This window comes from Thermococcus aegaeus (genome assembly GCF_055393685.1).
In genome coordinates this window covers 752,348-768,838 of record NZ_AP042464.1, presented here as the reverse complement: position 1 = coordinate 768,838, position 16,491 = coordinate 752,348, and the positions used below count along the sequence as shown (strand labels likewise).

Below are 16,491 nucleotides of genomic sequence, written 5' to 3'. Positions count from 1 at the left end.
AGTATTTTGAGCGAATTTACTGTGTTAAACCTTTGGTTAAAAATCTAAGGATTTAGAAAGGCTTTTTTATACACAAAACAAGCTTTCAATGAGGATGAATAAAAATGTTCACTAGGACTATTTGTGTACATCGGTGGGGTGATGGAGTTGAGATATGTTAAGCTGCCGAAGGAGAATACTTACGAGTTCCTAGAGCGATTAAAGGACTGGGGAACCCTTTACGCTCCGGTAAAAATCTCAGAGAAGTTCTATGACTTCAGAGAAGTTGAAGACGTGAGGCAAATAGAATTCAAATATAACAGAACCATAATGCCTCCGAAGAAGTTCTTCTTCCTTCCGAGAGAAAAAATGTTTGAATTTAGCATTTCGAAGGCAGAATATAAGGAGATTATTGAAAACGTTGAACCATTTGTAGTTTTTGGGGTTCATGCGTGCGATATCTTCGGCCTTAAGATAATGGACACGATATACCTAGATGAGCTTCCTGACAAATACTACAAAGTCAGAAGAGAAAAGGGCATAATAATAGGAATAAGCTGTGTTCCAGATGAGTACTGTTTCTGTAATTTGAGGGAGACAGACTTTGCGGACGATGGGTTCGACTTATTCCTTCACGAGCTTCCTGATGGATGGCTGGTAAGGGTTGGCACCCCAATCGGACACAGAATAGTAGATAAAAACATAAAGCTCTTTGAAGAGGTAACGAGCCAAGATGTATGCAACTTCAGGGAGTTTGAAAACAAAAGACACCAGATGTTCAAATACCATGAAGATTGGGGGAACCTTAGGTATCTGCTTGAGATGGAAATGGAGCACCCCATGTGGGATGAGCAGAGTGAGATATGTTTAGCATGCGGAAACTGTAACCTGACATGTCCCACGTGTAGATGTTATGAAGTCCAAGATATACCAAATCTCGATGGAGACACAGGAGTTAGGATTAGAAGATGGGATTCATGTCAGCTGAGGAGTCACGGCCTTGTGGCTGGAAACCACAACTTTAGACCAACCAAGAAGAGTCGTTTTATGAACCGTTACCTGTGTAAGAACTCCTACAATGAGAAGCTTGGCATAAGCTACTGTGTAGGGTGTGGAAGGTGTACATACTTCTGTCCAGCAGAAATAAGTTTTGTAAAGAACCTGAGGACTATTATGGGACTTGAGGATAAATCATGTCCTCCTGAAGTTGCGGAGGAGATTCCGAAGAGAGGATTTGCATATGGCACTTCTGCCGGAGGTGAGGAACTATGAACACTCCCAGCACTGTACCAAAAGATATTATGATGCCCGATGAGAACCCATATGCTCTCCACAAAGCAAAAGTACTCAAAGTTTACAAGCTTACAGACACAGAAAAGCTATTCCTATTCCGTTTTGAAGATCCAGAGTTAGCTGAAAAATGGACGTTCAGACCAGGTCAGTTTGTCCAGCTTACTATTCCTGGTGTTGGGGAAGTACCTATTAGCATATGTTCTTCCGCTATGAGAAGAGGTTTCTTTGAACTTTGTATAAGAAAAGCAGGTAGAGTAACAACGGTAGTCCACAAGCTCAAGCCTGGAGATACGGTTTTAGTTAGAGGGCCCTACGGAAATGGATTTCCTGTCGATGAATGGGAGGGAATGGATCTACTGCTTATTGCTGCTGGACTGGGGACTGCTCCCCTTAGAAGTGTCTTCCTTTATGCAATGGACAACAGGTGGAAGTATGGAAACATCACATTCATAAACACGGCTAGATATGGAAAGGACTTGCTCTTTTACAAAGAGCTTGAGGCAATGAAAGATTTGGCAGAGGCGGAGAACGTTAAAATAATCCAAAGCGTTACAAGAGATCCTGATTGGCCTGGATTAAAGGGCAGGCCCCAGCAATTTATAGTTGAAGCTAACACAAACCCCAAGAATACAGCAGTTGCAGTTTGTGGTCCCCCAAGGATGTATAAGGCTGTCTTTGAGTCCCTCATAAACTATGGGTATAGGCCAGAAAACATCTACGTAACGCTTGAAAGAAAAATGAAGTGCGGAATCGGAAAATGTGGTCATTGTAACGTAGGAACAAGCACTTCATGGAAGTACATATGTAAAGACGGACCGGTATTTGGCTACTTTGACATAATATCAACCCCTGGACTGCTGGACTGAGGTGGGAGAGATGAGCGAGAAGGTTAGAATTGGATTTTACGCCTTAACTTCATGCTATGGCTGTCAGCTTCAAATGGCCATGATGGATGAAATACTTCACCTCTTAGATAAGACAGAGATAGAATGCTGGTTTATGGTGGAGAGAGACAGTGATGAAGACAGAGAAGTTGATATAGCCTTCATAGAGGGAAGCGTTTCTACTCAAGAGGAAGTAGAGCTTGTAAAGAAGATCAGGGAAAAGGCTAAAATAGTCGTTGCAGTTGGAGCTTGTGCAACCCAAGGTGGAGTGCAGAGCTGGGGTAAGGATAAAGAACTTAGTGAGCTTTGGAGGACTGTTTACGGAGATGCTCATGTTAAATTTGAGCCCAAGATGGCAGAGCCTGTTGAAAAATACATTAAGGTTGACTACAAGCTTTACGGATGTCCACCGGAGAAGAAGGATTTCCTATATGCATTGGGCACATTTTTAGTGGGCTCATGGCCTGAAGACATTGATTATCCGGTGTGTGTTGAGTGCAGGCTTAGAGGAAACCCCTGTATTCTCATAGAAAAGGGAGAGCCATGTCTGGGCCCAGTGACAGTCGCTGGATGTGACGCTAGGTGTCCAGCCTTTAACGTTGCTTGCATTGGGTGTAGGGGAGCTGTAGGCTATGACGTTGCGTGGTTTGACTCTCTAGCGTTAGAATTCAAGAAGAAAGGTCTTACAAAAGAGGAAATACTTGAGAGAATGAAGATCTTTAACGCCCACAATCCAAAGCTTGAGGAGATGGTTAACAAGATATTTGAGGAGGGAGAATGATGTACATCCCGATTACAGTTGATCATATAGCCCGTGTTGAGGGTAAAGGAGGAATAGAGATAGTTACAAGCGAAGAAGGGGTTAAAGAGGTAAAGCTTAATATAATAGAGGGGCCAAGATTCTTTGAGGCTATTACAATTGGTAAGAAGCTTGAAGAGGCGTTGGCAATCTATCCGAGAGTCTGTTCATTCTGTTCGGCTTCCCATAAGCTCACGGCATTAGAAGCGGCAGAAAAGGCTGTAGGATTTACTCCAAGACCCGAAATTCAAGATTTGAGAGAACTCCTCTATATGGGGGATACTATAGAGAGCCATGCCCTACATCTCTATTTACTAGTTCTTCCAGATTATCTCGGATACTCAAACCCACTGGCAATGGTGGATAAGTACAAGAAAGAAATCGAGTATGCAATGGCACTAAAAAACATTGGTTCAAAAATAATGGATTATCTCGGCTCAAGGGCAATTCATCAAGAAAACGCCGTACTTGGAGGCTTTGGAAAGCTTCCAACAAAAGCTCAGTTTGAGGAGCTTAAGAGAGAACTGAAAGAAGCACTACCTTTAGCCGAATATACAGTAGAGCTCTTCTCAAAGCTTGAGCAGTATAAAGAGGTGACCGATGATGAGATGGTTCATATGGCAGTGAAGCCAAGAAACAACGTCTATGGCATATACGGAGACTACATCAAGGTCAGTGATGGGTTTGAGTTCCCAGTTGAAGACTATAAGAAACACATAGTTGAAAAAGTCGTTGAGCACAGCTTTGCAAAGCACAGCTTTTACAAGGAGAGGCCCTTTATGGTAGGTGCAATCTCGAGAATAGTTAACAACGCGAATCTCCTATACGGCAAGGCAAAGGAGCTCTATGCCCAATACAAAGACCTTCTTAGATATAACAACTGTTTTGCAAACAATTTTGCCCAAGCAATTGAGCTGGTGTACTTCATAGAGAGGGCAATAGATATCATTGACGATACCCTTGCAAAGTGGCCGGTAAAAGAGAGGGATGAAGTTGAGCTGAAAGACGGCTTTGGAGTGAGCATAACCGAAGCTCCAAGAGGTTTACTCGTCTATGCCATTGAAGTTAAAGATGGAAAAGTCAACTATGCAGACATAATAACTCCAACAGCAATGAACCTTGCGATTATGGAGCGCCACGTTAGAATGATGGCGGAGAAGCACTGGCAAGACGATCCAGAAAGGCTCAAACTTCTTGCAGAGATGACTGTTAGGGCATACGACCCATGTATCTCATGTTCTGTGCACGTTGTTAGGCTTTAATTTTTTTAGCTTCCTCTCCAATTTTTGTTGGTGAGAATATGAACACGTTAATTCTTGCCCTTGGTAATGAACTAATGCGGGATGATGGTGTGGGGCTGAAAATTGGCAGAATTCTAGCAGATAGAGGTTACAACGTTCTTGAAATTGGGACCGATATATTCAAGCTCCACCGCTATTACAACGGGGAAGAGAAGATAATAATAGTGGATGCGATACTAACGGATAAATACAAACCTGGAGAAATGATTCATCTAAAGGGAGAAGAGATTTTTGGAAAGCTTAAGGCTGAAATAAGGAGTTCACATTTTATGGGAGCCATCGATGGACTCAAGCTTTTGATGACCCTTGATGAACGGTTGGCTAAAGCAGAGATTCATTTCGTTGGGGTTGTGGCTAAGGAGATTGGACTGGGCACTGAGCTTAGTGAAGAAGTTAAAAGCAATATTCATAATATTATAAATGCCATAGAGAATATCGCGAAATGATCTTTGCAAAAATTTTTTATACTTTCGAAGGTTCAGAAGGGTGGAATAGTTCGAAAGCCTTTTAAATACTTTCTTTTTACCCCACTACAGCTTTAGGGTATAGAAATGTAAAGGCTGACTGAAATGGCATGGCATATCTTCATCCCTGATTCACTCCTCGAAGAGACCTCTGACCCGAAAATAAGAACCTACAAAGTGGGGCAGATCGGCAGGGCGGCAGCGATCTTTGGTGTGGAGCACATATGGATTTATAAAGCAGGGGGAAAAGACGGGAAATTCATTAAACTCGTACTGGAGTACATGGAGACACCGCAGTACCTGCGAAAGAGCCTAATACCCCTTACAAAGGAGCTCAAGTACGTTGGTGTTTTGCCACCCCTGAGAACCCCGCACCACAAACTCAAGGAAAGACCCAAGCTCGGTGAAATCAGGGAGGGCATTGTAATCAGGAAGGGTAAAAGGCTTTACGCGGATATTGGCCTTGATGAGCTTGCCCTCGTGGAGGGAAGTGGAGAAGGGAGAATGACATTCAAAATCGTGTCTCTGAAACCGCTCAAGGTAGTGCCTTCAAAACCCGAGGAGTATTGGGGATATCGAGTGCACCTTACCAGAAAGTCCTTGGCAAAAACACTTAAAAAGGCAAAACTCAACCTTGCAATCGCGACCTCACGAAAGGGTGAGGATGTGAGAAAAGTGAACCTTCCCCCGTTGGATGGGGAAGTGGGATTCGTGTTTGGATCTCCCCGGAAGGGAATAATAGAGATCCTGAGAGACTTCAATGAGGATTATCCCTTTGATCTAATCCTCAATACGATTCCAAATCAAAAGACAAAGACCGTTAGAACGGAGGAAGCCGTGTTGGCGACATTGGCGATATTTAATTTCATAAGGAGGGATTGAAATGGGAAAAATTAGCAGACCAAGAAGAGGTTCATTGGCATATTCCCCAAGAAAAAGAGCCAAGAGCATAGTCCCGAGAATTAGAAAGTGGCCACAAGAGCAAGAGGTTAGGATGCTTGGATTTGCAGGATACAAAGCTGGAATGACCCATGTACTTATGATAGACGACGCTCCAGGGCTTACGAAGGGTAAGGAAATCTTCATGCCAGTGACAATAGTCGAAGCTCCACCATTGATAGTCTATGGGGTTAGGGCTTATAAGCAGGGTTACCTTGGACTTGAAACTGCGACTGAGGTCATGGTTCCAGATTTCAAGCTCGAGAATTACCCATCAAAGAAGGCAAAGAACATAACATTCTACAAGCTTCTTGAGAGAAGGATTAAGACCCTTCCAAAGAACTACAACGAAGAGACCTTCCAGCAAAAACTTGGAGAGCTCGAGGATCTTGTTAAGTCTGGAGAGGTGGTTGAGGTTAGGGCTCTTGTGGCAACTCAGCCATGGCTCGCAAGGATAAAGAAGAAGCCTGAGATCATGGAGTACGCTGTTGGTGGAACAAGCGTTGAGGAAAAATTCGCTTACATCAAAGAAAAGCTTGGAAAAGAACTCAGGGCAAGTGAAGTTCTCAAGGAAGGGGAGCTTCTTGACATTATAGCCGTCACAAAGGGTAAGGGTACTCAAGGCCCAGTTAAGAGATGGGGTATCAAGATCCAGTTCCACAAGGCTCAAAGAGCTGGAAAAGCAAGACACGTCGGTAACCTTGGTCCATGGCACCCAGCTAGGGTTATGTGGACGGTTCCACAAGCTGGACAGATGGGCTTCCACCATAGAACTGAATTCAACAAGAGGCTCTTGAGAATAGGGGAAAATGGAAAGCTCAAGCTTAATGGAGAGGAAATCGAGATCACTCCAAAGGGAGGATTCCCCCACTATGGAATAGTGAGAAATGATTTCCTAATGATCGCTGGAACGGTACCCGGAGCAATTAAAAGAATAATCAGGGTAAGACCGGCAATAAGACCTCCAGCAAAGAAGCCACCTGTTGAGGCTCCACAAATAACATACGTTAGTAGGGAATCAAAGCAATGAGGTGAGGGTTTATGAAAGTTAAGGTATTTTCACTCGATGGCGAGCCAATTGAAGAAATTGAACTTCCAAGGGTATTTCAAACACCTTTCAGGCCAGATCTCATTAGAAGAGCTGTCATCGCTTCATGGACCCACCGCATACAACCACAGGGGAGAGATCCCCTTGCGGGTAAGAGGAGGGTTACTGAGAACATCGGAAAAGGTCACGGCATGGCAAGGGTTGAAAGGATAAAGACCTCCCCGAGGTTTGCAGCATTTGTTCCATTTGCCAGAGGTGGTAGAAGAACCCACCCACCAAAAGTCGAGAAGATAATATGGGAAGACATCAACAAGAAGGAAAGGAGACTTGCCTTGATGAGCGCCATAGCTGCCACTGCAAACTACGATTTAGTTAAAGCGAGGGGTCACATAGTGGACAACCTGCCTCAAGTTCCTCTTGTGGTGGAGGATGAACTGGAAAAGGTTTACAAGACAGCAAAAACTAGAGAAATTTTCAAGAAGCTTGGTGTCTGGGATGATATTGAGAGGGCAAAGAAAAACACCAAAGTGAGAGCAGGAAAAGGTAAGATGAGGGGCAGAAGATACAAAAAGGCAAAAGGCCCACTCATTGTGGTTGCCAAAAATGAGGGAATAATTCAGGGAGCAAGGAACCACCCAGGTGTTGACGTGGTCTTAGTGGACAATTTGGGTGTGGAACTGTTAGCTCCAGGTGCACATCCTGGAAGGCTCACAATATGGACAAAGGGAGCAATAGAGAGATTAAGGGAGATTTATGGGTGATGAGCGATGGATCCATATAAGGTTATTATACGACCTGTGGTCACAGAAAAGGCAATCTCCATGGTTGAGAGAGAAAACAAGCTTACTTTCATAGTGGACAGAAGGGCCACAAAGCAAGATATAAAGAGGGCTGTCGAGGAAATATACAACGTCAAAGTGGAAAAAGTAAACACCCTCATAACAATGAAAGGTGAAAAGAAGGCTTATGTGAAATTGAAGCCTGAGTATAGCGCAAGTGAGGTTGCTGCTAGAATAGGATTGTTCTGAGGTGAGTGAGAATGGGTAAGAGTTTGATTCAACAGAGGAGAGGAAAAGGGACAACAACTTTCAGAGCACCATCTCACAGGTATAGGGGTGCGGTTAAGTACATTCCCTTGAATTTCACCCAAGAAAAGACCCTCGCTGGTAGAGTAATTGAGATACTCCACGACCCTGGAAGAACCGCACCGGTTGCCAAGGTTAAGTTTGAGAACGGTCTTGAGAAACTCATCCTTGCGCCAGAGGGCCTTTTAGTTGATCAGGAGGTTTATATTGGGCCCGAAGCTCCGATAGCAATTGGAAATACACTTCCACTTGCAAAGATCCCAGAGGGTACATACGTTTACAACATTGAGGGATCCCCGGGCGATGGTGGAAAGTACGTGAGAGCCGGAGGAAGCTACGCCCTAGTGGTTTCAAAAGAGAAGAACAGAGTAATTGTTCAGTTACCAAGTGGCGAGCTTAAGGCATTCAATCCAATGTGCAGAGCCACAATTGGTGTAGTTGCTGGTGGAGGTAGGCTTGAAAAGCCAATAGTCAAGGCAGGTAAGGCATACTACATAATGAAGGCAAGAAACAGGTTCTGGCCTAAGCCAAGAGGTGTAAAGATGAACGCAGTCAACCACCCACACGGTGGTAAAGAACACCACATTGGTAAGCCAAGTACAGTTTCAAGGAGAGCCCCACCAGGAAGAAAAGTCGGTCATATAGCTGCGAGAAGAACCGGAAGGAGAAAGTGAGGTGGTGTAAATGGCAAGAAAAGAATTTAAATATCGCGGTTATACCCTTGAGGAACTAATGAACATGTCTCTTGAAGACTTGGCTAGACTTTTCCCCTCAAGACAGAGAAGAAGCCTTAAAAGAGGATTAACACCTGAACAGAAAAAACTCCTTAGGAAGATTAGATTAGCAAAGAGGGGTAAATATAAGAAGCCAATAAGAACTCACAGCAGGGACATGGTTATCCTTCCAGAGATGGTTGGAATTACAATTTACGTCCACAATGGTAAAGAGTTTGTCCCGGTAGAGATTAAAGAAGAGATGATTGGACATTACCTTGGAGAATTTGCTCTAACGAGAAAGAGAGTCCAACACGGCTCACCTGGTGTTGGTGCTACAAGGTCATCGATGTTCGTTGCAATCAAGTGAGGTGGTAGATAATGGCAAAGTTTTCCTACTCTTTCCAAAATTTTGACCCAGAGAGAATGGCAAAGGCAAGCGGGAGAGATTTAAGAATATCTCCAAAGCTTTCAATAGAAGTCTGCAGAGAAATTAAAGGAATGATGCTCAACGATGCTATAAAGCTCCTTGATGATGTAATAGCCAAGAGAAGACCTATCCCCCTCAGAAGGTTCAATGACTCTCAGGGGCACAAGAAAGGAAAAGGTTTTGGACCTGGTAGGTATCCTGTGAAAGTTGCTAAAGAAATCAAAAAGATTCTCCTCAATGCTAAGAACAATGCTGAGCAGAAGGGTCTTGATCCGGATAGACTAAAGATTATTCACGCTGCAGCTCACAGAGGCCCAGTGCTTAGAGGATACATCCCAAGGGCTTTTGGAAGAGCCACACCATTCAACGAGCAGACTACACACATCGAGATAGTTGTTGAGGAAATTAGGAGGTGAGCTCATGGCAATCGAGAGATATTTCATAAAGGAAAGCATTAAGGAAATGCTCATCGATGAATATCTTGAGAAAGAGCTTAGAAGAGCGGGTTATGGAGGACTTGACATCAAGAAGACTCCCCTTGGGACAAAGGTTGTTATATTTGCCGAGAGACCGGGTTTTGTTATAGGAAGAGGCGGAAGAAAAATAAGGGAGCTTACAAGGATACTGGAGAGGCAATTTGGTTTAGAAAACCCCCAGATAGAGGTTGAAGAAATCAAAAACCCCTACTTTAACGCTAAGGTTCAGGCAACAAGGCTTGCTCAGGCATTGGAAAGAGGAGTCCACTTTAGAAGGGCTGCATATGCCGCAATAAGGGCAATTATGAACAACGGTGCGAGAGGCGTGGAGATCAGAATAAGCGGCAAGCTTACAGGAGAAAGAGCTAAAAGCGTGAGATTCTATCAGGGATATATTGCAAAAGTTGGAAATCCTGCTGAAACCTTAGTTTCAAGGGGCTATGCACAGGCTTTGCTAAAGCTTGGCGTCCTTGGGGTGAAAGTTTCGATTATGCCACCAGACGCAAGACTTCCGGATGAGATTGAGATCATAGAAAAACCAATTGAAGAAGAGGTGAGCGAGCAATGAAGCCAAGTGAGATTAGGGAGATGAGCGTGGAAGAGATAGAGGCCAAGATCAGAGAGCTAAGACTTGAGCTTGCAAAGGAAAGAGGAATGCTTACAATGGGAACATCTTTAGAAAACCCGATGGTTATTAGGAACCTTAGGAGGGATATCGCCCGCCTTTTAACAATAAAGAAGGAAAAGTTGAGGAGCAAAGGGTGATGGTTAGTGCCTAGGATTGTGAACCCCCTGGATGAGATGTTATTTAAAGAGGTGTTGAAGGAACAGCAAAGGATTAGGGTCTACATTGAGAAGGCCCGTTATGGAAAGCTCAAGACCATAATAGAGGGAATCGATGAGAAAGAGTTTAACCTTGAAGAAATTGCAAAAAAGCTTAAGGCGAAACTGGCATGCGGAGGAACGGCCAAAAACGGGAGAATAGAGCTCCAAGGAGATCACAGAGAAAAGGTGAAGCGCTTATTGGCAGAACTTGGATTTTCAGAGGAATTAATAGAGGTCGAGTAACCAGAAAAACAATAACAATGCACGAGCTCATAGGCCTGAAAGTCAAAGTCATTAAAAGCTCTCATCCGGGGTTGATAGGTATTGAGGGATATGTGATTGACGAGACGAGAAACACCCTCACAATCCTTGGAGAAAGGGTGTGGATAGTTCCCAAGAATGTTGCGGAATTTGAGTTTGAAATTGACGATAAAAAAATACGAATAAAGGGAGAAGAACTAATTGGAAGGCCTGAGATGAGATTAAAAAAGAGGTGAAAAAGATGAGAGACATCGGATTGAGGATACAACCTCCCGCAGAGAAGTGTGATGATCCAAAGTGCCCATGGCACGGACGCATTAAGGTGCATGGTAGAGTGTTTGAGGGAGTTGTCATTAGTGACAAGCCAAGACATACAGTTACCGTTGAAAGACAGCACTATCACTACTTGAAGAAATACGAGCGTTACGAACTTAGAAGAAGCAGAATACATGCCCACAACCCACCATGCATCAATGCAAAGCCGGGAGACAAAGTTATCATAGCCGAAACCAGACCTCTTAGCAAAACAAAGAGCTTTGTAGTTATTGCAGTTACCCAAAAAGCTGAGGAGAGGTGAATATAATGGCAAAAAAAGGTGCTGGTGCTACGAGAGGTATCTCCCCAGTTAGACCTACAAGAGCACTACCAATTGGTGCCTACCTCAAAGTGGCAGACAACTCAGGGGCAAAAGTTATCCAGATAATCGGGGTAGTAGGCTACAAAGGTGTTAGAAGGAGACTTGCTTCAGCGGGCGTTGGTGACATGGTAGTTGCAACGGTAAAGAAGGGAAGACCAGATATGAGGCACCAAGTTGTTAGGGCAGTTATCGTAAGGCAGAGAAAAGAGTACAAGAGGCTTGACGGAATGAGAGTAAAATTTGAAGACAATGCAGCTGTCATTACAACACCTGAAGGTGTTCCAAGAGGAACTGAGGTTAGAGGACCTGTCGCGAGAGAAGCCGCTGAGAAGTGGGTTAGAGTAGGAAGTATTGCGAGTATAGTATTGTGAGGTGAGAGAAATGAGATTAAAAAGCAAACAACCGAGAAAGCAAAGAAAGTTTTTGTACAATGCTCCCCTTCATCTTAGACACAAGATAGTTAGTGCCACTCTTTCAAAAGAACTTAGACAGAAGTACGGCATTAGAGCTCTTCCAATTAGGACTGGAGACAAAGTGAAGATAATGAGAGGGGACTTTAAAGGGCATGAAGGAAAGGTTGTGGAAGTTGATCTCAAGAGGTACAGGATTCACGTTGAGGGAGCAACCCTTAAGAAGGTTAACGGTACTGAGGTGTTCTATCCAATACACCCATCAAATGTTATGATTGTTGAGCTGAATCTTGAGGATGAGAGAAGGAAAAAGATAATTGAGAGGAGGGCTTGAAGATGGCGAGGAAAGGTGCTAAGAGGCACTTAAAGAGACTTGCTGCTCCAACTCAGTGGTACATTGAGAGAAAGACATACAAGTGGGCTGTAAGACCTTCCCCTGGTCCGCACAACATGAAAACATCAATTCCCCTCATTTACATAGTTAGGGATTACCTTGGATACGCAAAGACTGGTAGAGAAGCAAGAAAAATCCTCAACGAAGGGAAAGTTCTGGTAGATGGAAAAGTCAGAAAGGACTATAAGTTCCCAGTTGGTATCATGGACGTTGTCTCAATACCGGAAACCGGGGAACACTATAGAGTTTTTCCAAACAGAATCGGAAAGCTTATTCTGCACCCAATAAGCGAAGATGAGGCAAAAATAAAACCACTGAGGATAAACAACAAAAGAATGGTAAAGGGAGGAAACTTGCAGCTCAACTTCCATGATGGAACAAACCACCTAATCAAGCTCAGTTCACTCACCGATGAGACCAAGGATCAGTTCAAGACCTCAGACACTGTCTTAATGAAAGTCCCAGAGAGGGAAATAATTGAAGTGCTCCCATTTGAGATTGGGGCTTATGTATTCGTTGTTCAGGGTAAGAACGTTGCAAGGGTAGGAAAAATAGTTGAAGTCAGGCACTTCCCAGGTGGATGGCCAGACGTGGTTACCATTGAAGACAAGGAAGGAGAGCTCTTTGATACCTTGAAAGATTACGCATTTGTATTGGGTAAAGAGGAACCAAAGATCTCATTACCGTGAGGTGAAAAGGAATGATAGCTAACAGAGAGGCAATCTTGGCGGATTGGGAAGCTCACCCTATGAGAAAGCCTAGGATAGCCAAGGTCACCATAAACATTGGTGTTGGTGAGAGTGGTGAGAGACTTACAAAGGCTGAGACAATGTTAGAATCACTTGTTGGTCAAAAGCCAATAAGAAGGAAGGCAAAGAAAACAAACAGGGACTTTGGAATTAGAAGAGGCGAGCCGATAGCAGTCAAGGTAACTTTAAGGGGTCAAAAAGCCTATGACATGCTCAAAAGGCTATTGGCCGCCGTTGACAACAGACTTAAAGAGTCCAGCTTTGATGAACACGGAAACGTTTGCTTTGGTATTGATGAACACATCAACATTCCGGGAGTAGAATACGACCCAGAAATCGGTATATTTGGTATGGATGTTTGTGTAACACTTGAAAGACCAGGATACAGGATTGCAAGAAGAAAGAGAAGGAGACACCACATTCCCACAAGACACAAGCTTACAAAGGAAGAAGGTATGGTTTTCATGCAAGAAGAGTTTGGAGTCCAGATTGTGGAGGGATGATTATGGCGAAGGCTGATTATAACAAGAGAAAGCCGAGGAAGTTTGGTAAGGGCGCGAGAAGATGCATCCGCTGTGGACAATTTGGACCAATAGTTAGAATACACGGACTAATGCTCTGCAGGCACTGCTTTAGAGAGGTAGCTCCAAAATTAGGATTTAAGAAATACGACTGAGGTGAGATGAGATGACTCTGTTAGATCCTTTGGCAAATGCTTTGTCTCACATTACAAACAGCGAGAGAGTTGGAAAGAAAGAGGTTTACATAAAGCCGGCCTCAAAGCTTATTGGAGAGGTACTTAGGGTTATGCAAGAGAATGGATACATAGGCGAGTTTGAATTTATCGATGATGGGAGGGCAGGCATATACAGGGTTCAGCTCCTAGGAAAGATAAACAAGGCAGGGGCAATAAAGCCAAGATTTTCAGTAAAAGCCAGAGAGTATGAAAAGTGGGAAAAGAGATTCCTTCCAGCATTCGAGTTTGGTATCCTAATAGTTTCAACATCCCAAGGTGTTATGACACACAAAGAAGCCCTTGAGAAGGGCGTTGGTGGAAGGTTAATAGCTTACGTCTACTGAGGTGAGAGAAATGCCAATTGATGCATGGGTGAGGGAAGAAGTTGAGATTCCAGAAGAGGTCACGGTCGAGATAGATGGTAGCCTTGTCAAGGTGAAGGGACCAAAAGGGGAAGTTGAGAGAGAACTCAGCTATCCAGGGGTCAAGATATTCACTGAAGACGGCAAAGTTGTTGTTTACAAGGACTTTCCAAGAAGAAAGGACATAGCTATTGCAAGAACATTCAAGGCCCACATAGCAAACATGATCAAGGGCGTCACGGAAGGATTCACTTACAAGCTTAAGGTCGTTTACAGCCACTTCCCAATAACAGTCAAGGTGCAAGGAGACAAGGTTTACATAGAAAACTTCCTTGGTGAAAAAGCACCAAGAGTTGCCGAGATACTCCCCGGGGTCACAGTAAAGGTCATGGGTGGCGAAATAATAGTAGAGGGAATCGACAAAGAAAAAGTCGGACAAACTGCAGCAAACATCGAGCAGGCGACAAGAATTACCGGTAGGGATAGGAGAGTCTTCCAAGATGGTATTTACATCGTTGAAAAGGCTGGTAAACCTATAAAGTTCTGAGGTGAGACTGATGGAAAAAGCGAGACTCTTAAGAATAAGGGCCAAACTCAAAAGGAAGAAGCCCAAGTTTCTTAGGCAAGAATGGTGGAGATTTCCCAAATTTAAGAATGATCCCAAATGGAGGAGACCCAAAGGAACAGACAGCAAGATGAGACTAAAGCTTAAAGGAAAGGCAAGATCACCCAGCATTGGATGGAGCTCACCAAGGGCAGTTCGTGGATTGCATCCAAGCGGTTACGAAGAAGTGCTTGTACACAACGTTAAAGAGCTTGAGATGATAGACCCAACAAGACAGGCTGCTAGGATAGCTAGAACAGTCGGAAAGAAGAAGAGACTCATGATAATTGAGAGGGCCAAGGAATTGGGTATTAAGGTGCTCAACGCGAGGTGAAGGTCATGCTTAAGATGCAGAGAAGGATTGCTGCTGAACTTTTGAAATGTGGCGAGAATAGGGTTTGGATAGACCCTGAAAGGATTGATGATGTTAAGTCCGCTATCACTAGAGAGGACATTAGAAGGCTAATAAATGAGGGCGTCATCAAGAAAAAGCCAATCAAGGGCCAAAGCAGATACAGGGCAAAACTTAAGCAAGAAGCAAGGAAAAAGGGAAGACACAGGGGGCATGGAAGCAGAAAAGGTAAGAAGACTGCAAGGATGGGCAAGAAAGAGAGATGGATGATGACGATTAGAGCTCTTAGAAAGGAGCTTAGAAAGCTCAAGGCAGAGAAGAAGATTGACGAACACACCTACCGCAACCTTTACATAAGGGCCAAGGGTGGTCAGTTCAAGAGCAAACACCAGCTTTATCTGTTCATGGAAGAGAAAGGGATATTGAAGAGGTGATATAAATGGCACACGGACCAAGATATAGGGTTCCATTCAGGAGGAGAAGGGAAGGTAAGACTAACTATCATAAGAGGCTTGCACTCCTTAAATCAGGCAAGCCCAGGTTGGTTGTGAGAAAAACCCTCAACCACCACATAGCGCAGATAGTGCTATATGATCCAAAGGGTGACAAAACGGTTGTTTCAGCTCACACGAGAGAGCTCATGAGGGACTTTGGATGGAAGGGACATGGTGGAAATACTCCAAGCGCTTATCTCCTTGGATTGCTCGTAGGATACAAGGCACTTGAAAAAGGAATTGAAGAGGCAATCCTTGACATAGGACTCCACCCACCCACAAGAGGCTCAAGCATATTTGCAGTCCTCAAGGGAGCAGTTGATGCAGGATTGAATGTTCCTCACAGTGAGGAAATTTATCCGGAAGAGTATAGAATTAGAGGAGAACACATCGCAGAGTACGCAAAGATGCTTAAAGAGGAGGATGAAGAGAAGTACAGGAGACAGTTTGGGGGATATCTCGTTAAGGGACTTGAACCTGAAAAGCTTCCCGAGCACTTTGAAGAGGTTAAGGCGAGAATCATTGAGAAATTTGAGAAGGTGAGAGCATGAGCCAGGAGTGGAAAGAATACGCTCAGAGGGTTTTAGAAGAGTGGCAACCCAAGACAAAGCTCGGTATGCTCGTTAAAGAAGGTCAGATCACTGACATTCACGAGATCTTTAGAAAGGGATACCAAATAAAAGAGCCTGAAATTGTTGACGTATTACTCCCAGAAGTCAACGCACGTGAGAACCAAGAAGTACTTGACATAGCACTTACAGTGAGAATGACTGACAGCGGTAGGAGAGTTAGGTTTAGGGTACTAGCAGCGGTAGGAAACAGAGACGGTTACGTGGGGCTTGGAATTGGTCACGGAAGAGAAGTTGGAATAGCCATAAGGAAAGCAATAAACTACGCTAAGATGAACATAATTGAGATCAAGAGAGGCTGTGGTTCATGGGAGTGCAGATGTAGAAGACCACACTCAATCCCATTCGCCGTTGAAGGTAAGAGCGGTAGCGTAAAGGTCAAGCTCATGCCAGGACCAAGAGGGCTTGGTCTCGTTATCGGTGACGTTGGTAAGAAGATACTCAGCCTAGCTGGAGTCAAGGACGTGTGGTCACAAACATTGGGTGAGACAAGAACCACAGTTAACTTCGCAAAGGCAGTGTTTGAGGCACTCTACAACACCAACAGTGTCGCCGTGAAACCTGAGATGATCGAGCGCTATGGTATCGTGGTTGGTAGAGAAGTCCCACAGAACTTTGAACTGTGAG

28 protein-coding genes are annotated in these 16,491 nt (G+C 44.0%); all 28 read left to right on the top strand.

Features of this window, described 5'->3' with window-relative positions; all coding sequences use genetic code 11:
* The first annotated feature begins 147 nt into the window (after positions 1-147).
* The 28 genes from hydB to rpsE all read left to right on the top strand — a co-directional run bounded on the left by hydB (position 148) and on the right by rpsE (position 16,490).
* Positions 148-1,251 (top strand): NADPH-dependent hydrogenase/sulfhydrogenase 1 subunit beta, encoded by a 1,104-nt coding sequence (gene hydB, locus ACZ5NL_RS04300; protein WP_464843311.1) that lies wholly within the window; start codon positions 148-150, stop codon positions 1,249-1,251.
* Positions 1,248-2,138, top strand: a complete 891-nt coding sequence (gene hydG / locus ACZ5NL_RS04295) for an NADPH-dependent hydrogenase/sulfhydrogenase 1 subunit gamma (RefSeq protein WP_464843105.1) — start codon at positions 1,248-1,250, stop codon at positions 2,136-2,138. The genes hydB and hydG overlap by 4 nt, the downstream gene beginning before the upstream one ends.
* Positions 2,139-2,148: 10 nt before the next feature.
* A complete protein-coding gene (gene hydD, locus ACZ5NL_RS04290; protein ID WP_464843104.1) occupies positions 2,149-2,937 on the top strand; it encodes an NADPH-dependent hydrogenase/sulfhydrogenase 1 subunit delta in 789 nt (262 codons plus the stop codon).
* A complete protein-coding gene (gene hydA, locus ACZ5NL_RS04285; protein ID WP_464843310.1) occupies positions 2,937-4,217 on the top strand; it encodes an NADPH-dependent hydrogenase/sulfhydrogenase 1 subunit alpha in 1,281 nt (426 codons plus the stop codon). The genes hydD and hydA overlap by 1 nt, the downstream gene beginning before the upstream one ends.
* 38 nt (positions 4,218-4,255) lie before the next feature.
* Positions 4,256-4,702: a hydrogenase maturation protease gene (locus tag ACZ5NL_RS04280; RefSeq protein ID WP_464843102.1), complete on the top strand. Its 447-nt coding sequence runs from the start codon at positions 4,256-4,258 to the stop codon at positions 4,700-4,702.
* 123 nt (positions 4,703-4,825) lie between these two features.
* Complete coding sequence (locus ACZ5NL_RS04275; protein ID WP_464843100.1) at positions 4,826-5,602, top strand: putative RNA uridine N3 methyltransferase; 777 nt, start codon at positions 4,826-4,828, stop codon at positions 5,600-5,602.
* Between the two features lies 1 nt (position 5,603).
* Positions 5,604-6,689 carry a 50S ribosomal protein L3 gene (locus ACZ5NL_RS04270; protein ID WP_464843098.1) on the top strand — a complete coding sequence of 362 codons (1,086 nt, stop codon included), beginning with the start codon at positions 5,604-5,606 and terminating at the stop codon, positions 6,687-6,689.
* Between the two features lie 11 nt (positions 6,690-6,700).
* The gene (gene rpl4p, locus ACZ5NL_RS04265) at positions 6,701-7,468 is read left to right on the top strand and encodes a 50S ribosomal protein L4 (RefSeq protein ID WP_464843096.1); all 768 of its coding nucleotides are present in this window, start codon (positions 6,701-6,703) and stop codon (positions 7,466-7,468) included.
* A gap of 6 nt (positions 7,469-7,474) precedes the next feature.
* The gene (locus tag ACZ5NL_RS04260) at positions 7,475-7,735 is read left to right on the top strand and encodes a 50S ribosomal protein L23 (RefSeq protein ID WP_252743204.1); all 261 of its coding nucleotides are present in this window, start codon (positions 7,475-7,477) and stop codon (positions 7,733-7,735) included.
* Between the two features lie 11 nt (positions 7,736-7,746).
* Positions 7,747-8,466 (top strand): 50S ribosomal protein L2, encoded by a 720-nt coding sequence (locus ACZ5NL_RS04255; RefSeq protein ID WP_464843094.1) that lies wholly within the window; start codon positions 7,747-7,749, stop codon positions 8,464-8,466.
* A 10-nt stretch (positions 8,467-8,476) separates the two neighbouring features.
* Positions 8,477-8,875 carry a 30S ribosomal protein S19 gene (gene rpsS, locus ACZ5NL_RS04250; protein ID WP_225806963.1) on the top strand — a complete coding sequence of 133 codons (399 nt, stop codon included), beginning with the start codon at positions 8,477-8,479 and terminating at the stop codon, positions 8,873-8,875.
* Positions 8,876-8,886: 11 nt separating this feature from the next.
* The gene (rplV, locus tag ACZ5NL_RS04245) at positions 8,887-9,351 is read left to right on the top strand and encodes a 50S ribosomal protein L22 (RefSeq protein ID WP_464843093.1); all 465 of its coding nucleotides are present in this window, start codon (positions 8,887-8,889) and stop codon (positions 9,349-9,351) included.
* 4 nt (positions 9,352-9,355) lie between these two features.
* Positions 9,356-9,979 (top strand): 30S ribosomal protein S3, encoded by a 624-nt coding sequence (locus ACZ5NL_RS04240; RefSeq protein ID WP_252743206.1) that lies wholly within the window; start codon positions 9,356-9,358, stop codon positions 9,977-9,979.
* Positions 9,976-10,176, top strand: coding sequence for a 50S ribosomal protein L29 (gene rpmC, locus ACZ5NL_RS04235; RefSeq protein WP_464843091.1), 201 nt, complete (start codon positions 9,976-9,978; stop codon positions 10,174-10,176). Before ACZ5NL_RS04240 ends, rpmC begins: the two co-directional genes overlap by 4 nt.
* A 36-nt stretch (positions 10,177-10,212) precedes the next feature.
* Positions 10,213-10,479, top strand: coding sequence for a stress response translation initiation inhibitor YciH (yciH, locus tag ACZ5NL_RS04230; protein WP_238565091.1), 267 nt, complete (start codon positions 10,213-10,215; stop codon positions 10,477-10,479).
* Positions 10,365-10,733, top strand: a complete 369-nt coding sequence (locus ACZ5NL_RS04225; RefSeq protein ID WP_464843089.1) for a ribonuclease P protein component 1 — start codon at positions 10,365-10,367, stop codon at positions 10,731-10,733. Before yciH ends, ACZ5NL_RS04225 begins: the two co-directional genes overlap by 115 nt.
* 5 nt (positions 10,734-10,738) lie before the next feature.
* Positions 10,739-11,074 carry a 30S ribosomal protein S17 gene (locus ACZ5NL_RS04220; RefSeq protein WP_004068329.1) on the top strand — a complete coding sequence of 112 codons (336 nt, stop codon included), beginning with the start codon at positions 10,739-10,741 and terminating at the stop codon, positions 11,072-11,074.
* A gap of 5 nt (positions 11,075-11,079) precedes the next feature.
* Positions 11,080-11,505, top strand: a complete 426-nt coding sequence (locus ACZ5NL_RS04215; RefSeq protein ID WP_004068327.1) for a 50S ribosomal protein L14 — start codon at positions 11,080-11,082, stop codon at positions 11,503-11,505.
* Between the two features lie 10 nt (positions 11,506-11,515).
* Positions 11,516-11,878 carry a 50S ribosomal protein L24 gene (gene rplX, locus ACZ5NL_RS04210; RefSeq protein WP_004068324.1) on the top strand — a complete coding sequence of 121 codons (363 nt, stop codon included), beginning with the start codon at positions 11,516-11,518 and terminating at the stop codon, positions 11,876-11,878.
* Between the two features lie 2 nt (positions 11,879-11,880).
* Positions 11,881-12,627 carry a 30S ribosomal protein S4e gene (locus ACZ5NL_RS04205; RefSeq protein ID WP_464843087.1) on the top strand — a complete coding sequence of 249 codons (747 nt, stop codon included), beginning with the start codon at positions 11,881-11,883 and terminating at the stop codon, positions 12,625-12,627.
* Between the two features lie 11 nt (positions 12,628-12,638).
* Positions 12,639-13,190: a 50S ribosomal protein L5 gene (locus ACZ5NL_RS04200; protein WP_464843085.1), complete on the top strand. Its 552-nt coding sequence runs from the start codon at positions 12,639-12,641 to the stop codon at positions 13,188-13,190.
* Positions 13,191-13,192: 2 nt separating this feature from the next.
* Positions 13,193-13,363: a 30S ribosomal protein S14 gene (locus ACZ5NL_RS04195; protein ID WP_004068318.1), complete on the top strand. Its 171-nt coding sequence runs from the start codon at positions 13,193-13,195 to the stop codon at positions 13,361-13,363.
* A gap of 11 nt (positions 13,364-13,374) precedes the next feature.
* Positions 13,375-13,767, top strand: coding sequence for a 30S ribosomal protein S8 (locus ACZ5NL_RS04190; protein ID WP_464843084.1), 393 nt, complete (start codon positions 13,375-13,377; stop codon positions 13,765-13,767).
* 10 nt (positions 13,768-13,777) lie between these two features.
* A complete protein-coding gene (locus tag ACZ5NL_RS04185) occupies positions 13,778-14,332 on the top strand; it encodes a 50S ribosomal protein L6 (RefSeq protein WP_464843082.1) in 555 nt (184 codons plus the stop codon).
* 10 nt (positions 14,333-14,342) lie between these two features.
* On the top strand, positions 14,343-14,723 hold the full coding sequence (locus tag ACZ5NL_RS04180) for a 50S ribosomal protein L32e (protein ID WP_004068311.1): 381 nt from the start codon (positions 14,343-14,345) through the stop codon (positions 14,721-14,723).
* Between the two features lie 5 nt (positions 14,724-14,728).
* Entirely contained in the window at positions 14,729-15,175 is a 447-nt protein-coding gene (locus ACZ5NL_RS04175) for a 50S ribosomal protein L19e (RefSeq protein WP_464843080.1), read from the top strand.
* A gap of 5 nt (positions 15,176-15,180) precedes the next feature.
* Complete coding sequence (locus ACZ5NL_RS04170; protein ID WP_464843078.1) at positions 15,181-15,786, top strand: 50S ribosomal protein L18; 606 nt, start codon at positions 15,181-15,183, stop codon at positions 15,784-15,786.
* Positions 15,783-16,490, top strand: a complete 708-nt coding sequence (gene rpsE / locus ACZ5NL_RS04165) for a 30S ribosomal protein S5 (protein WP_464843076.1) — start codon at positions 15,783-15,785, stop codon at positions 16,488-16,490. Before ACZ5NL_RS04170 ends, rpsE begins: the two co-directional genes overlap by 4 nt.
* The last annotated feature ends 1 nt before the right edge of the window (position 16,491 follow it).

Bases quoted from the DNA above. Each gene is read 5' to 3' on its own strand.
- hydA (WP_464843310.1), top strand. From the start codon at position 2,937: ATGTACATCCCGATTACAGTTGATCATATAGCCCGTGTTGAGGGTAAA.
- ACZ5NL_RS04270 (WP_464843098.1), top strand. From the start codon at position 5,604: ATGGGAAAAATTAGCAGACCAAGAAGAGGTTCATTGGCATATTCCCCA.
- hydG (WP_464843105.1), top strand. From the start codon at position 1,248: ATGAACACTCCCAGCACTGTACCAAAAGATATTATGATGCCCGATGAG.
- rplX (WP_004068324.1), top strand. From the start codon at position 11,516: ATGAGATTAAAAAGCAAACAACCGAGAAAGCAAAGAAAGTTTTTGTAC.
- ACZ5NL_RS04195 (WP_004068318.1), top strand. From the start codon at position 13,193: ATGGCGAAGGCTGATTATAACAAGAGAAAGCCGAGGAAGTTTGGTAAG.
- ACZ5NL_RS04240 (WP_252743206.1), top strand. From the start codon at position 9,356: ATGGCAATCGAGAGATATTTCATAAAGGAAAGCATTAAGGAAATGCTC.
- ACZ5NL_RS04170 (WP_464843078.1), top strand. From the start codon at position 15,181: ATGGCACACGGACCAAGATATAGGGTTCCATTCAGGAGGAGAAGGGAA.
- rpl4p (WP_464843096.1), top strand. From the start codon at position 6,701: ATGAAAGTTAAGGTATTTTCACTCGATGGCGAGCCAATTGAAGAAATT.
- ACZ5NL_RS04185 (WP_464843082.1), top strand. From the start codon at position 13,778: ATGCCAATTGATGCATGGGTGAGGGAAGAAGTTGAGATTCCAGAAGAG.
- yciH (WP_238565091.1), top strand. From the start codon at position 10,213: ATGTTATTTAAAGAGGTGTTGAAGGAACAGCAAAGGATTAGGGTCTAC.
- ACZ5NL_RS04255 (WP_464843094.1), top strand. From the start codon at position 7,747: ATGGGTAAGAGTTTGATTCAACAGAGGAGAGGAAAAGGGACAACAACT.
- rpsE (WP_464843076.1), top strand. From the start codon at position 15,783: ATGAGCCAGGAGTGGAAAGAATACGCTCAGAGGGTTTTAGAAGAGTGG.
- ACZ5NL_RS04280 (WP_464843102.1), top strand. From the start codon at position 4,256: ATGAACACGTTAATTCTTGCCCTTGGTAATGAACTAATGCGGGATGAT.
- ACZ5NL_RS04275 (WP_464843100.1), top strand. From the start codon at position 4,826: ATGGCATGGCATATCTTCATCCCTGATTCACTCCTCGAAGAGACCTCT.
- hydD (WP_464843104.1), top strand. From the start codon at position 2,149: ATGAGCGAGAAGGTTAGAATTGGATTTTACGCCTTAACTTCATGCTAT.
- rpmC (WP_464843091.1), top strand. From the start codon at position 9,976: ATGAAGCCAAGTGAGATTAGGGAGATGAGCGTGGAAGAGATAGAGGCC.
- ACZ5NL_RS04215 (WP_004068327.1), top strand. From the start codon at position 11,080: ATGGCAAAAAAAGGTGCTGGTGCTACGAGAGGTATCTCCCCAGTTAGA.
- ACZ5NL_RS04175 (WP_464843080.1), top strand. From the start codon at position 14,729: ATGCTTAAGATGCAGAGAAGGATTGCTGCTGAACTTTTGAAATGTGGC.
- rpsS (WP_225806963.1), top strand. From the start codon at position 8,477: ATGGCAAGAAAAGAATTTAAATATCGCGGTTATACCCTTGAGGAACTA.
- ACZ5NL_RS04190 (WP_464843084.1), top strand. From the start codon at position 13,375: ATGACTCTGTTAGATCCTTTGGCAAATGCTTTGTCTCACATTACAAAC.
- ACZ5NL_RS04180 (WP_004068311.1), top strand. From the start codon at position 14,343: ATGGAAAAAGCGAGACTCTTAAGAATAAGGGCCAAACTCAAAAGGAAG.
- ACZ5NL_RS04200 (WP_464843085.1), top strand. From the start codon at position 12,639: ATGATAGCTAACAGAGAGGCAATCTTGGCGGATTGGGAAGCTCACCCT.
- ACZ5NL_RS04260 (WP_252743204.1), top strand. From the start codon at position 7,475: ATGGATCCATATAAGGTTATTATACGACCTGTGGTCACAGAAAAGGCA.
- ACZ5NL_RS04225 (WP_464843089.1), top strand. From the start codon at position 10,365: ATGCGGAGGAACGGCCAAAAACGGGAGAATAGAGCTCCAAGGAGATCA.
- ACZ5NL_RS04205 (WP_464843087.1), top strand. From the start codon at position 11,881: ATGGCGAGGAAAGGTGCTAAGAGGCACTTAAAGAGACTTGCTGCTCCA.
- rplV (WP_464843093.1), top strand. From the start codon at position 8,887: ATGGCAAAGTTTTCCTACTCTTTCCAAAATTTTGACCCAGAGAGAATG.
- ACZ5NL_RS04220 (WP_004068329.1), top strand. From the start codon at position 10,739: ATGAGAGACATCGGATTGAGGATACAACCTCCCGCAGAGAAGTGTGAT.